Raw genomic sequence first — 13,447 nt, forward strand, 5'->3', positions numbered from 1 at the left:
CAAGCTCGCCGGGTGCTCCTACATGTTGTAGTAGGACGAAGATCACGGCTCGGCGAACTCACCAATCGCCGATTGCCCCGGCCCGCTCCACTCCCCGGTCGACCAACTCGACGATTTCGGCCGCATTGTCCGGCGCCATCATGCGCAATCCGTCCAGTGAATTCACCCGGGCGGCGAGCGTGATGCTCGACAGCAGCCAAATGCTGTCGCAGGTCAGCAGGTCCGCGGTGAACAACGAGTCGTAGCTGCACTTCCACCCGGCCTTTTCGGCCTCGGCGAATAGCGCGCGCTGGGTAACCCCGGGCAGTACGCCATTCTTCGCGGGCGGGGTGATCAGGTGGTCATCGCGCACGATCACCACCGACGAGCGCGGCCCCTCCAGCACCCGGTTCTCGGTGCTGGTGAAGATCACGTCATCTGCGCCCATCCGCTGCGCGAACCGCAGCGCCGCCATATTGGTGGCATAGGAGAGCGTCTTCGCACCCAACAGTTGCCACGGCGCGGCCTGGGCCAGATCGACCGAGATCCCGCGCGCCAGCGACACCACCGCAACGCCCTCGGCGCGCGCCTTCTGCACCCGCTCCGGCACCGGCAGCACCAGCACGTACGAGGTCGGCACCGGCACCGCGGCCGCCAGATCACCCGAGGTGACGCTGGACGGAGCCGAAAGCTCGGTATCACGCCCACGGGTGAGGACCAGCCGCATCAGCCCCTCGCGCTCGGTCCCCCACTCCTTCGTCGCCGTCTCGACCGCGTCCCGCCATTTCCCCAACTCGGGCTCGGGCAGATCGAGCGCCTGCGCAGAACGGCGCAGTCGGCCTAGATGAAATTCGATCGCGCACGCGTTTCCAGCACGAACCAAAACCGACTCGAAGACACCATCGCCGCGCAGCACGCCGATGTCGTCGGCGAACAACAGCGGCGCGTCCGGATCCTGGACGGCGCCGTCAAGTGTGACAAGAACTCGATCCACCATGGGTCGAGCGTAGGCGGTGTTCCTCGACCGCGCCGTGTTTGATTTGCAGCGCCTGCGGCGCTGCGGGTTCGCGGCCCCCTGCTGTGTCGCGTCCGAGCCGTCGAGACTCGCGTCTGCGGCGCATGCGCTTCGACGACTCGGCTGAGTCGATGGCCAAGCCCTCGCGCGGACGCGAGACGGGCCACTCGTAAGAAAGACTTCGTCGTGTGTTACTGAGCGGAGGACTTTCCGGGCTGGTCGACAGGCCGCTGGCAGCAGCCAATCAGGTTCGCGCTTAGAGTGGTTACGTGTCCGTGGTCGTAGCACCCAGTCCCATCCTCGCTGTCCCGGGCGCTGTCGCGGCCGCGGCCGGTTCGCCGGATGCCGCCGTCGCCTGGCATTACGGGGATCCATTCCGAGAGCAGCGCGCCGCCGTGGAGCGGGTGGCGATCATCGACCGGTCACATCGCTTCGTCCTGAAAATCACCGGGGCCGAGCGGCTGACCTGGTTGCACACCATCAGCAGCCAGCACATCGCGAACCTCGGCGACGGTCATTCGGCCGAGAATCTGGACCTCGATCTCAACGGCCGGGTGCTGCATCACTTCGTGCTGACCGATCTGGACGCCACGCTGTGGATCGACACCGAGGGCGAGCGCGGGCCGGCGCTGCTGGAGTTCCTGGCGAAAATGGTCTTCTGGGCCGATGCCAAACCGGTCGAGGCCGCCGATCACGCGGTGCTCAGCCTGCTCGGCCCGCGCATTACCGAGCTGACCGAAGCGCTCGGGATTTCGACCCTCCCGGAGACCTACGCGGCGGTGCCGCTGACGGACGGCGGGTTTCTGCGCCGGATGCCGTGGCCGACCGCGGACTCCTTCGACCTGGTCATCCCACGCGACCAACTCGCCGACCGCTGGGCCCGCCTGACCGCCGCGGGCGCCGAACCCGCGGGCATGTGGGCCTTCGAGGCACTGCGTGTCGCGGCGTTGCGACCCCGGATCGGACTCGATACCGACGAACGGACCATCCCGCATGAGGCCCGCTGGATCGGCGGCATCGCCGAACACGGCGCGGTGCACCTGGACAAGGGCTGCTACCGCGGCCAGGAAACCGTGGCCCGGGTGCACAACCTCGGTAAGCCGCCGCGCCACTTGGTGCTGTTGCATCTCGACGGCTCCGCCGACGAACGCCCGACCACCGGCACGGACGTCACCGCGGGCGGTCGCGCCGTCGGCCGCCTCGGCACCGTCGTCGACCACTACGAATACGGCCCCACCGCACTGGCTTTGATCAAACGCACCATCCCGGCCGATACCGAACTGGTCGCTGGTCCGACCGCCGCCGCCATCGATCCGGATTCGGTCCCCGCCGACGACGCACCGCAGGCGGGTCGGATCGCCGTCGACCGGCTGCGTGGGCGCTGATGCAGCCCGATAGCGCTCGGGTGCTCGCGGTGTGCGTGGTCCACGCCGAACTGGAGGTCCCGGGCCGCGTCGGCCGGACGGCCATCGACAAGCGACCGGTTGCCGGTCGCGTCGCCGTGCGGACCCTCGGGCTCGACGGCGATCACGTATGCGACACCAAGCATCACGGTGGTGTGCATCAGGCCGTCTACGCCTACGCCGAGGAGGACGCGCTGCGCTGGGGTGCCGAACTCGACCGCGAACTGCCCCCGGGTTGGTTCGGTGAGAATCTGCGCATCGCCGGACTGCCGATCAGCGATGCAGTGATCGGTGCGCGCTGGACCATCGGTGACACCCTGCTCGAGGTAAGCGCGCCCCGCGTGCCGTGCTCGACCTTCCAGCATTGGTCCGGCGAGGCGCAATGGGTCAAGCGGTTCACGTTGCAGAGCGATACCGGCGCTTACCTGCGCGTACTCACCGAGGGCACGATCGGCGCCGGCGACGAGGTGCGTATCGTGCACACGCCCGACCACGGCATCACCGTGCGCGACCTGTTCACCGGCCACGATCCCGATCTGCTCGCGATTCTGCTCGCGACCGAACCGACGATCTCCGATGATGTGCGGATGCAGATCGAGCGGCACAGCCGCCGCCACGCGAATGCCAGCCTGCCCGCGCAGAGCGGGTCGATGTGACAAGCGCCCGCGCAGAGCGGGTCGATACGACAAGCGCCCACGCAGAGCGGGTCGATACGACAAGCGCCCACGCACAGCGCGGCAAACAGACAGGAGCCGAGCTATGACCGTCGAACTGGTCGAGGTCGTCCGCTCCGGCTTCCGCGAATGCGTGCACAGCGGTTCGGTGGTGATCCTCGGCGCCGACGGCGAGCCGACCCTCGCGCTCGGCGAGGTGCACGTCCCGATCTTCCCGCGCTCCACCAATAAGCCGATGCAGGCGATTACCCTGCTGCGCAATGGCTTCGAACCGCTCGACGATGCCGAGCTGGCCATCGCGACCGCATCGCACTACGGCGAACCGGATCACGTCGCCCTGGTCGAGCGCCTGCTCGACCGTTTCGGCTTCGACGAGAAGGCCCTCGAATGCCCACCCGACCTGCCGCAGGAGGAACGCGCGCGGGCCGAGGCACTACCCGAACCGCGCCGCGTGTACATGAACTGCTCCGGTAAGCACGCGGCCATGCTCGCCACCTGCGCCATCAACGGCTGGCCCACCAAGGACTACTTGGACCAGGCACATCCGCTGCAACAAGCGGTGCTCGCCACCATTACCGACCTCACCGGTGAACCCGAAACCGACCTCGGCATCGATGGTTGCGGACTACCGATCATCCCGATCCCACTGGTGAATCTGGCTCGGGCCTTCGCGGCCATGGTGACCGCAGCCCCCGGTTCACCCCAGCGGCGCGTCGCCGATGCGATCCGCGCCCATCCGCGAGTGATTTCCGGCACGAACGCACCCGATCTATTGACCATGCAGGCCACCCCCGGCCTGGTCTGCAAAATCGGCGCGGACGGTGTGCACGCGGGTGCGTTGCCGGACGGAACGGCGTTCGCGTACAAGATCGCCGACGGCCACGACCGCGCGCGAATCCCCCTGACGCTGGCAATTCTGCATCGCATGGGCATCGAATGGAGCGCCGCGCACGCCGAACTCGCGGCGCCGCCGGTGCTCGGCGGCAGTACCAGGGTCGGGGTCATCCGAGCGATTCCCGGGGTCGTCTGAGGGTCGGCCTGACGGCGACAACCGGGCAAACGGCGCCACTTCCGGAGGTCTGCCCCACTCCTGGAGGCGCGACCGCCGGACACACGCTAGAGTGTCTGTCAGGAAGAGTATTAATTCGAACGGGGCCGCCAACAAACCCCAGGCCGCCCCGCAGTGACGCGAGGGGGTCAGCCATGGGCCGTGGCCGGGCTAAGGCAAAGCAGACCAAAGTCGCACGCGAGCTGAAGTACAGCTCCGCGCCGACTGACTTCGCGAGCCTTCAGCGCGAGCTTTCGGGTAGCCCCACTTCTCAGCGGAGTGGTGGCGTGCTGTCCGATGAGCACGACGCGGACGAATCCTCATCCCGCTGGGACGAGGAAGACAACTACGACGACTGGCGCCGCTGACTCGGTAGACGCTGAAGGGGGAGGCCGACAGGCCTCCCCCTTCACCAGTTGACGCCGCGTGACCGGACAACCATTCGAGGCTTGCACCACAACAGCGTCCCGCATCCGACGATGCGGGACGCTGTTGTGTCATATCGACTCTCAGAAGCGCGGGTGCTCGCCGACCAGTACGGCGCGCACCGCGTCGGCATCCTTGGCCTTCTTCACAGTGCCGAGGGTCCAGCAGGCGATGTGTCGTGCCGTCAGCACGGCCAAGGCCCGGTCGACGTCCTCGGGCGCCACCACGGCGACCATGCCGACACCCATATTGAAGGTCTTCTCCATCTCGACCCGCTCGACCCGGCCGCGCTGCGCGATCATCTTGAATACCGGCGCCGGATTCCAGGTGCCGCGATCCAGTTCGGCGACCATGCCCGCGGGAATCACCCGCCCCAGATTCGCGGCCAAGCCACCGCCGGTGACGTGCGCGAAGGTGCGCACATCGGTTTCGGCGATCAGCGCGAGGCAGTCCTTGGCGTAGATGACCGTCGGCTCCAGCAGCTCCTCACCGAGGGTGCGGCCGAATTCCTCGACATGGCCGGTCAGCGACATCCGGTCGATATCGAGCAGCACCTTGCGGGCCAGGCTGTAGCCGTTGGAATGCAGACCCGAGGAACCCATGGCGATCACCACATCGCCGGGACGCACCCGGTCCGGACCGAGCACCGAATCGGCCTCGACGACGCCGATGCCGGTCGCGGACAGGTCGTAGTCGTCCGGATCCATCAGGCCGGGATGTTCGGCGGTCTCGCCGCCGAGCAGGGCGCAGCCCGCGCGGACGCAGCCGTCCGCGATGCCCGAGACCAGTTCGGCCACCTTCTCGGGGACGACCTTGCCGATGGCGATGTAGTCCTGCAGGAACAGCGGCTCGGCGCCGCAGACCACCAGATCGTCCACGACCATGGCGACCAGGTCGAGACCGACCGTATCGTGCTTGTCCATTGCCTGGGCGACCGCGATCTTGGTGCCGACCCCGTCGGTGGAGGCCGCGAGCAACGGCTCGCGGTAGCCACCCTTCAGTGCGAACAGCCCGGCGAATCCGCCGAGCCCACCCTGCACCTCGGGCCGGCTGGCCTTCTTCGCCAATGGCCCGAACAACTCGACTGCGCGGTCACCTGCCTCGATGTCCACGCCGGCCGCGGCGTACGAAGCACCAGCACCACTGGGGGTCTGTTCAGTCATTTTCGGGGAAAGCTCCAAACCGAATCGGCGGATAGATGCCAGCTCACGCTACCGGAGACACATAACAAGCTTGCAGCGGACATAGCGCGCAATGGCGGCCACCAGTACGAACGCGACGACTGATTTCGCAAGTACATGGGTAACACATGCCGCCCAGCGAACCGCCGGCCCGGTGACCAAGCCCGCTGGGACTCACGACCCGCCGAAGTCCCGGGGAGGCGTGGGAGCCTGCTCTGTCGCGAATAGCGCCGCCGTTTGCGCACGCCTGCGGCGCTGCTCCACCGGATCGGGCACCGGCACCGCGGCGACCAGCCGTCGGGTGTACTCCTGCTCCGGACGGCGCAGAATGCGATCACGATCGCCCTGCTCCACCACCGCGCCGTTGCGCAGTACCACGATCCGATCCGCCAGCTGGTCGACGACCGCCAGATCGTGGCTGATGAACAGGCAAGCCCAGCCGCACTCCTGCTGCAGCTGTCCGAACAGCTCCAGCACCGCCGCCTGCACCGAAACGTCCAGCGCACTGGTCGGCTCGTCGGCAACCAGCAGGTCCGGATCGAGGACGAGCGCCCTGGCCAGGCTGGCGCGCTGACGTTGGCCGCCGGACAGCTCATGCGGATACCGGCGTTCGGTGCCCGCGGGCAGCTGCACGTCATCGAGGAGTTTGCGGACCCGAGCACGGATCTGCTCGGAACTGCCCGCCTTGTGCACGATCAGCGGTTCCGCCACACAGTCGCCGACAGTGAGCCGCGGATTCAGCGAACTGGCCGGATCCTGGAAGACGAAACCGAAGCGGCGGCGAATCGGCCGCAGCTGCCGCTGTGACAGCTCCGCGATGTTCTGTCCGCGCACCCGCACGACCCCGGAGGTCGGGCGCTGCAATGCCGCGACACAGCGGCCGATGGTCGACTTTCCGGAGCCGGATTCGCCGACCAGGCCGAGGGTTTCACCCGGCCGAATGGACAGACTCACGTTGTCCACCGCACGGAATGGCGGCCGGCCGAACGGTCCGGGAAACTGCACGACCAGATCGGTCACCTCGAGCACCGGCTCGGCGGCGGCGACCTCCTCGACCGCACCGTGCTCCAACTGTTCGGTACCCAGATGCGGTACGGCGGCGAGGAGTTTGCGGGTGTAATCCTGCTTCGGCCGTGCGAAAAGCTCGTCCACGGGCGCCTGCTCGACCACCTTGCCGTCGCGCATCACCACCACCCGGTCGGCGATATCGGCGACCACACCCATGTTGTGGGTGATCAACACGATGGCGCTGCCGATGCGATCGCGCAGATCACGCAACAGCTCCAGGATTTCGGCCTGCACGGTGACATCGAGTGCGGTGGTCGGTTCATCGGCGATGATCACCTTCGGCTCGCAGGAAATCGCGATCGCGATCATTACCCGCTGCTTCTGTCCACCGGAGAGCTGATGCGGGTAGTAGTCCACCCGATGTTCCGGATCGGGAAGTCCGACCATGCGCAGCAATTCGATCGCGCGAGCCTTGGCCGCCTTGCGACTGATATCGCTGTGCGCCCGCAGTGCCTCGCAGATCTGATAACCCACCGTGAACAGCGGGTCGAGTGCTCGGCCAGGTTCCTGGAAGATCATCGAGATCGCGCCGCCGCGCAGGGCGGTGAGCTGCCGCTCGCTCATGGACGTGACCTTGTCCGCGCCGAGGGTGACCAAGCCCTCGACCCGAGCGGTATTCGGCAGCAGTCCGATCGCGGTGCGCGAACTCACCGATTTGCCCGAGCCGGATTCCCCGACAATGGCCAGCACCTCGCCGGGAAACACCTCGTAGGAGACATTGCCGACCGCATAGACCGGCCCGGCGTCGGTGGCGAAGGTGACCGACAGCGATTCGATGGACAGCGCCGGACGCCTGGTCTCGGCAACCGCTTTCGTCATTACGCTACTCCTTCCCCTGCTGAACTGTCCTTATCGGCGACGGTATCGCTGTCGAGCAGCTCCAATTCAGCGACAGTGAGTTCCGTTGCGGGAGCGTCCTTTTCGAGATCGATACGCGCGCTGTCACCGGCGACGGTGGCCGGACTCAATGCCCGGCGCGTGCGCAACATCGGATTGAGCACCTCGTTGAGGCTCTCACCGACCAGCGTCAGGCCGAGTACGACCAAGACGATTGCGGTGCCGGGGAAGATGCCCGTCCACCAGATGCCATTGGAGACATCGGAAAGCGCCTTATTGAGGTCGTAGCCCCATTCGGCGGCCTGGGTCGGTTCGATACCGAAACCGAGGAAGCCGAGCGCCGCAAGGGTCAGGATGGCGTCGCCCGCATTGAGGGTGACGATCACCGGCAGCGACTGAGTGACGTTGGCGAGGATGTGCCGGAACATGATTCGACTGGTGGACGCGCCGGTGACTCGGGCCGCGTCCACATACGGTTCGTTCTTCACCGCGACGGTCGCATTGCGGACCACCCGAAAGTATTGCGGCACATAGATCGCCGTAATCGCGACGGCCGCCGACAGCACGCCACCGAAGCTGCTCGACTGCCCACCCGCGACCACGATGGAGACGACGATCGCGAGCAGCAGGGTCGGGAACGCGTAGATGGCGTCCATGAACAGTACGAGCACCCGGTCCAGCGCACGTCCGATGTACCCGGACACCAATCCCAGCGGCACCCCGACAACCAGTGACATCAGCAGCGAGATCGCGATTACCAACAGCGCGGTACGGGCGCCGAAGATCACCCGGGACAGCACGTCCTCGCTGCGCACCGACGTGCCGAACCAGTGCTGACCCGATGGTGGTTGCTGTGCGACGAAGGCGACGCCGTCGGACGAGTTCTGGGCGAGCCCGTACGGTGCGAGCAGCGGCGCGAAGATCGCCACGAATACGAATACCGCGACGAGGCCGAGTCCGACGATCAGCGTCACCCGCTGCAATCCGGCGGTCATGGTGAACAGTCGCAGTCCGGGGATCCGCCTGCGTTTCGTCGGCGGCACCGGCGGTATGACCAGTGGCTCGTTCGCCAATTCCGGAGCGGTCATCAGAACCTCACTCTCGGGTCGATCAGCGCGACGATGGCATCCACCAGGAAGCTGATGACCGCGACGGCCAGCGCCAGGAACGCGACAATGCCCTGCACCGCGATGAAATCGCGCTGATGCAGGTATTCCGCGAGCTGATAACCCAACCCCTTCCATTCGAAGGTGGTCTCGGTGAGCACCGCGCCGCCGAGCATTGTCGCGATATACATGCCCATCACCGTGATGATCGGAATCATCGCGTTGCGCACGGCATGTCGGCCCGTCACCACCCGCGCCGAAAGTCCTCGGGCCCGTGCGGCATCCACGAATTCGCTGCGCAGCGTCTGGATCAGATTGACGCGCACCAGACGCAGGAATATGCCCGCCGTCAACAGACCGAGGGCGACCGCGGGCAGTATCGCGTGCTTCAGCACATCGATCAGATAACCGCTGTCCCCGTAGAGGATCGCGTCGATCACCATGATGTTGGTTTTCGGCGAAACATGCTGCAGTTGCAGCTCGACAGAGGTGCTCGCCCGCCCGGCGACCGGCAGCCACTCCAGCTTCACCGCGAAGATCAGCTTCAGCAGCAGGCCGACGAAGAAGACCGGCGCCGCGTAGGCCAAGACGGCAAACAGCCGTAGCCCGGCGTCCGCCGTCGAATCACGGTGTGTCGCAGCGTATCTGCCGAGCGGCACGCCGATCGCGAAGGCGACGAGCAGCGCCCAGAACACCAGCTCCAGGGTCGCCGCACCGTAGGTGGTCACCACCTCGCTGATCTGCCGATTGTCCTGGGAGTGACCGAAATCCCCGTGCATCAGCCCGGAGATGTACTCCCAGTATTGGGTCAGGATCGGCCGGTTCAAACCGGCTGCCTCCTTGCGCACTTCGATCTGCTCCTGGGTCATCCGTCCGCCCATCGCGGCGCTGATCGGATCGCCGATCACCCGCATCAGGAAGAACACGACGGTGACCAGGATCCACGCCGTCGGCAGGATCAAGAACAGTCGAATCACCAAGTAGCGCAACAACGCCAGCTGTCGGGAATCCGCACTCGACTTCCCGGCCCATGGCAGCCCGAAGCGCCGGCCCCGAACCGGTGCCCGCGTTTCCGCGGCGGCAACAGCTTCGGGCCCGGCTTCGCCGGAGGTCACTTGCTCAGCACCGTGTATCGGAACTTGAACGACGCGTCGAGTGTGTCCGACACCCCCTGCACGCTCGGATTCGACACCGCGATCTGCTTACCGGACAGCAGCGGCAGGGTCGGCAGGTAGTTCTGCGCGAGATCCTTCTGCACATCCTTGATCAGCTCGAGACGCTTGGTCTTGTCCTTCTCGGTCGTCTCCGCGGTGAGCTGCGCGGTGATCTTCGGATCCTCGAAGTGCGACTGCAGGAAGTTGTTGGGCGCGAAGAACGGGGTCAGGTAGTCATCGGCGTCCGGGTAGTCCGGGAACCAGCCGAAGTGATAGAGCGGGTAACCGTCGCGAGCCCGTTCCCTCTGGTAGGTAACCCATTCGGTGGATTGCAGATTCACCTTGAACAGCCCGGTCGCCTCCAGTTGCGATTTGATCGCCGCATACTCCTCGGAGCTGCTCGAACCGTAGTGATCCGGGTTGTATTGGAGGTTCAGTTCCACCGGTGTCGCGACGCCGGCACCGGAGAGGAATTTCGCCGCCGCATCCTTATTGGGTTTGGCTCCGTAGAGATCCTTCAGCGGCTCCGCCGCACCCGGCATGCCCTGCGGCACAAAGCCATACGCGGGCTGGAAGGTGTTCTTGTAGACCCCCTCGGCCAGCGCGGGTCGGTCGATCGACGAGGCGATGGCCTTGCGCACCGCCAACTTCTGCTCCGGGGTTCCGCCCGGCATGGTGTTCATATTGAAGACGATGTAGCGCAGTTCGCCACCCGGCCCGTCCGCCACCTTGACCTTGTTGTCCTTGCGCAGCGATTCGATATCGGTGGGCGTGAAGGATCGGTACGCCACATCGAGCGCGCCGCTCTGCAGATCGAGCTTCATATTGTCGGAGGTCGCGTAGTACTTGGTGGAGATCTGCGATGTCTTCGGTGTGCCGAGAATGCCCTTGTAGTCCGGGTTCGCCTTGTACTCGACCAGCTTGTTCTTGTCGTAACTGGCGATCGTGTACGGGCCGGAGTAGCCCTTGGCCTTCACCACGTCCTCATCCGGCAGCACCTTGTCGGCCGGGAAGACCTTTTCGTCCACGATCGGACCCGCCTGGGTGGGCAGGATCGCGGGGAAGGTCTGATCGTTGGCGACCTTCAAGGTGAAGTTCACGGTCAGATCGTCGACCACGTCGGTTTTCTCGAGGCTGCCCAGCAGCGAGGCGGGACCGTTCGGGTCGTTGATGCCCAGCATGCGATCGAAGGAGAACTTGACGCTCTTGGCGGTCAACGGGTTCCCATTGGCGAACTTCAGCCCCGACTTCAGCTTGCACGTGTACACCGTGGGCGCGCTGAAGTCACACTTCTCCGCAGCGTCAGGTTTCGGGGTGGCATCGCCGGGCGCGAAATTCATCAGATACGAATAGATCTGAGTTTCGACCAGCAGCGAGCCGTTGTCGTACGCGGCCGCGGGATCGAGCGAGAAGATCTTGTCCGTGGTGCCCGCCACCAGACCGGCCCCGTCACCACCCCCACCGGTGCGCCCCGATCCGCATCCCGCGATCGCGGACACGGCCAGCGCCGCCATCCCGATCGCCGCGATTCGTCGCGTCCGGTCCCCTCGCCCAGGCTTCTTCGAAACCATCATCAGGCCCCACTTCTCGAGCGCGCCACACCGCATGTGCTGGGTCACAGGACCGCGGTGGGCACGGTGAACTTCCGATATGTCGGGCACCGTACCCAGGATCCATTTCTGGGATGTTGCGTTTTCAAAGAAAAAATCACGGGCGTGATGCGGAGGTTGCGAAAAGTGCGCTGAAACACCGGATCACCGGACGAATGACCAGGTTCGCCCCGAAAGCGACGTTGTCGCGTCTCGAGGAGGCCACGGCACAGTGGCAGACAGATGGGCTCGAGAAACGTGTCCCGAACAAGATCGAACCCCCCGGCGGTCTTGTCGCCGAGGGGTTCGTATCGGTCGGATGCCGTCAGGGCCGGCTCAACGCACTCGCATTCGCGTTCTCGCTCAACAGCATCGCCTCGGACTGGCCGGTGAGCATGCCCTCGAGCAGGTTCTTGCCGATGGCCGCCTCGGTGGGCAGCGGGATCGGGTAGTCGCCGTCGAAGCAGGCGCTACACAGCCGCGAGCGCGGCTGCTCGGTGGCGGCGATCATGCCCTCGGTGGAGATGTAGCCGAGCGTGTCCGCGCCGATCGAGCGGCGCACCGCCTCCACCATGTCGTCGTAGCTGTCATCGGCACCCGCCCCATTGGCGATCAGCTCCGCGCGCGAGGCGAAGTCGATGCCGTAGAAGCACGGCCACTTCACCGGCGGCGAGGCGATCCGCACATGGATCTGCACCGCACCCGCCTCGCGGAGCATTCGGATCAACGCGCGCTGGGTATTGCCGCGCACGATGGAGTCGTCCACCACGATGAGCCGCTTACCGCGGATCACCTCGCGCAGCGGATTGAGCTTGAGCCGGATGCCGAGCTGGCGGATGGTCTGACTCGGCTGGATGAAGGTACGCCCGACATAGGCGTTCTTCATCAGGCCCTGCCCGTATGGCACGCCCGAGCCCTGCGCGTAACCGACCGCGGCGGGCGTACCGGACTCCGGCACCGGGATCACCAGATCGGCATCGACCGGATGTTCCTTGGCCAGGCGACGGCCGATCTCCACCCGGGTGGCGTGCACCGAGCGACCGGCGATGGTGCTGTCGGGCCGGGCCAGGTACACGTATTCGAAGACGCAGCCCTTGGGTTCGGGATTGGCGAAGCGCATGGACCGCACACCGTCGGCATCGATCGCCAGCAGTTCGCCCGGCTCGATCTCCCGGACGAAGGCGGCGCCGACGATATCCAGCGCGGCGGTCTCACTGGCTACAACCCAGCCACGCTCGAGCCGGCCGAGGCAGAGCGGACGAACGCCGTGTGGATCCCGTGCGGCGTAGAGGGTGTGCTCGTCCATGAAGGTCAGGCAGAACGCGCCCTTCAGCGTCGGCAGCAGCTTCATGGCGGCCTGCTCGATGCTCGAATCCGCGGCGGCGTGCGCGAGCAGCGCGGTCATCACATCGGAGTCGGAGGTGGCGGTGATCGGCGCGGGGCGACCGCCAGCGATCGGCGGCGTACCGATCAACCCGAGTTCGCGTGCGCGCGCGCTCAACTCGGCGGTATTGACCAGATTTCCATTGTGGCCCAACGCGAGTCCGGAACCGACCGTCGTGGTGCGGAAGATCGGCTGCGCATTCTCCCAGGTGGTGGAGCCGGTGGTGGAATAGCGACAGTGACCGACGGCGATATGACCCGGCATCGCGGCCAGTGTCTGCTCGTCGAATACCTGGCTGACCAGGCCCAGATCCTTGAAGACCAGAATTTGTGAGCCGTCGGAGACGGCGATACCCGCGGCTTCCTGGCCACGGTGTTGCAGCGCGTACAAGCCGTAGTACGTGAGCTTGGCCACGTCCTCGCTCGGCGCCCAGACTCCGAACACACCACATTCTTCGCGTGGTTCGTTCTCGACTTGATCGGGGGTAGTTTCGACCGGCATCTCGGCGTTGGTCACCGTTTGCTCCCTGTTCGGGCGGGCTGGGGGCAAAGGCCATTCTACGGGTGGATCATCCGCCGTGATC

11 protein-coding genes are annotated in these 13,447 nt (G+C 65.8%); 4 read left to right on the plus strand and 7 right to left on the minus strand.

Going from position 1 to position 13,447, the window contains the following annotated elements:
- Positions 1-58: 58 nt before the first annotated feature.
- A complete protein-coding gene (locus AB0L63_RS08350) occupies positions 59-976 on the minus strand; it encodes an aminodeoxychorismate lyase (protein ID WP_364496490.1) in 918 nt (305 codons plus the stop codon).
- 287 nt (positions 977-1,263) lie between these two features.
- Between AB0L63_RS08350 and AB0L63_RS08355 the strand changes: the two genes are divergently transcribed.
- The 4 genes from AB0L63_RS08355 to AB0L63_RS08370 all read left to right on the plus strand — a co-directional run bounded on the left by AB0L63_RS08355 (position 1,264) and on the right by AB0L63_RS08370 (position 4,487).
- On the plus strand, positions 1,264-2,379 hold the full coding sequence (locus AB0L63_RS08355; RefSeq protein ID WP_364496492.1) for a folate-binding protein: 1,116 nt from the start codon (positions 1,264-1,266) through the stop codon (positions 2,377-2,379).
- On the plus strand, positions 2,379-3,053 hold the full coding sequence (locus AB0L63_RS08360) for an MOSC domain-containing protein (RefSeq protein ID WP_364496494.1): 675 nt from the start codon (positions 2,379-2,381) through the stop codon (positions 3,051-3,053). The genes AB0L63_RS08355 and AB0L63_RS08360 overlap by 1 nt, the downstream gene beginning before the upstream one ends.
- Before the next feature lie 103 nt (positions 3,054-3,156).
- Positions 3,157-4,101 (plus strand): asparaginase, encoded by a 945-nt coding sequence (locus tag AB0L63_RS08365; protein WP_364496497.1) that lies wholly within the window; start codon positions 3,157-3,159, stop codon positions 4,099-4,101.
- A gap of 173 nt (positions 4,102-4,274) precedes the next feature.
- The gene (locus AB0L63_RS08370; protein WP_364496500.1) at positions 4,275-4,487 is read left to right on the plus strand and encodes a DUF3073 domain-containing protein; all 213 of its coding nucleotides are present in this window, start codon (positions 4,275-4,277) and stop codon (positions 4,485-4,487) included.
- 141 nt (positions 4,488-4,628) lie between these two features.
- On the opposite strand, the gene purM is transcribed toward AB0L63_RS08370, so the two are convergent.
- From purM to purF, 6 genes are all read right to left on the minus strand, one after another.
- Positions 4,629-5,708 carry a phosphoribosylformylglycinamidine cyclo-ligase gene (gene purM, locus AB0L63_RS08375; RefSeq protein WP_364496503.1) on the minus strand — a complete coding sequence of 360 codons (1,080 nt, stop codon included), beginning with the start codon at positions 5,706-5,708 and terminating at the stop codon, positions 4,629-4,631.
- A gap of 192 nt (positions 5,709-5,900) precedes the next feature.
- Positions 5,901-7,613, minus strand: coding sequence for an ABC transporter ATP-binding protein (locus tag AB0L63_RS08380; protein ID WP_364496506.1), 1,713 nt, complete (start codon positions 7,611-7,613; stop codon positions 5,901-5,903).
- A complete protein-coding gene (locus AB0L63_RS08385) occupies positions 7,613-8,626 on the minus strand; it encodes an ABC transporter permease (protein ID WP_364496888.1) in 1,014 nt (337 codons plus the stop codon). Before AB0L63_RS08385 ends, AB0L63_RS08380 begins: the two co-directional genes overlap by 1 nt.
- Positions 8,627-8,718: 92 nt before the next feature.
- Positions 8,719-9,729, minus strand: coding sequence for an ABC transporter permease (locus AB0L63_RS08390; protein WP_364496891.1), 1,011 nt, complete (start codon positions 9,727-9,729; stop codon positions 8,719-8,721).
- Positions 9,730-9,848: 119 nt separating this feature from the next.
- Positions 9,849-11,465, minus strand: coding sequence for an ABC transporter substrate-binding protein (locus AB0L63_RS08395; protein ID WP_364496508.1), 1,617 nt, complete (start codon positions 11,463-11,465; stop codon positions 9,849-9,851).
- A 340-nt stretch (positions 11,466-11,805) separates the two neighbouring features.
- Positions 11,806-13,365: an amidophosphoribosyltransferase gene (gene purF, locus AB0L63_RS08400; protein WP_364496894.1), complete on the minus strand. Its 1,560-nt coding sequence runs from the start codon at positions 13,363-13,365 to the stop codon at positions 11,806-11,808.
- Positions 13,366-13,447 lie beyond the last annotated feature (82 nt).

The sequence above is a fragment of the Nocardia sp. NPDC051990 genome, assembly GCF_040680755.1.
Classification (GTDB): domain Bacteria; phylum Actinomycetota; class Actinomycetes; order Mycobacteriales; family Mycobacteriaceae; genus Nocardia.

Bases quoted from the DNA above. Each gene is read 5' to 3' on its own strand.
- AB0L63_RS08350 (WP_364496490.1), bottom strand. From the start codon at position 976: ATGGTGGATCGAGTTCTTGTCACACTTGACGGCGCCGTCCAGGATCCG.
- AB0L63_RS08360 (WP_364496494.1), top strand. From the start codon at position 2,379: ATGCAGCCCGATAGCGCTCGGGTGCTCGCGGTGTGCGTGGTCCACGCC.
- AB0L63_RS08365 (WP_364496497.1), top strand. From the start codon at position 3,157: ATGACCGTCGAACTGGTCGAGGTCGTCCGCTCCGGCTTCCGCGAATGC.
- AB0L63_RS08370 (WP_364496500.1), top strand. From the start codon at position 4,275: ATGGGCCGTGGCCGGGCTAAGGCAAAGCAGACCAAAGTCGCACGCGAG.
- purM (WP_364496503.1), bottom strand. From the start codon at position 5,708: ATGACTGAACAGACCCCCAGTGGTGCTGGTGCTTCGTACGCCGCGGCC.
- AB0L63_RS08380 (WP_364496506.1), bottom strand. From the start codon at position 7,613: ATGACGAAAGCGGTTGCCGAGACCAGGCGTCCGGCGCTGTCCATCGAA.
- AB0L63_RS08385 (WP_364496888.1), bottom strand. From the start codon at position 8,626: ATGACCGCCGGATTGCAGCGGGTGACGCTGATCGTCGGACTCGGCCTC.
- AB0L63_RS08395 (WP_364496508.1), bottom strand. From the start codon at position 11,465: ATGATGGTTTCGAAGAAGCCTGGGCGAGGGGACCGGACGCGACGAATC.
- purF (WP_364496894.1), bottom strand. From the start codon at position 13,365: ATGCCGGTCGAAACTACCCCCGATCAAGTCGAGAACGAACCACGCGAA.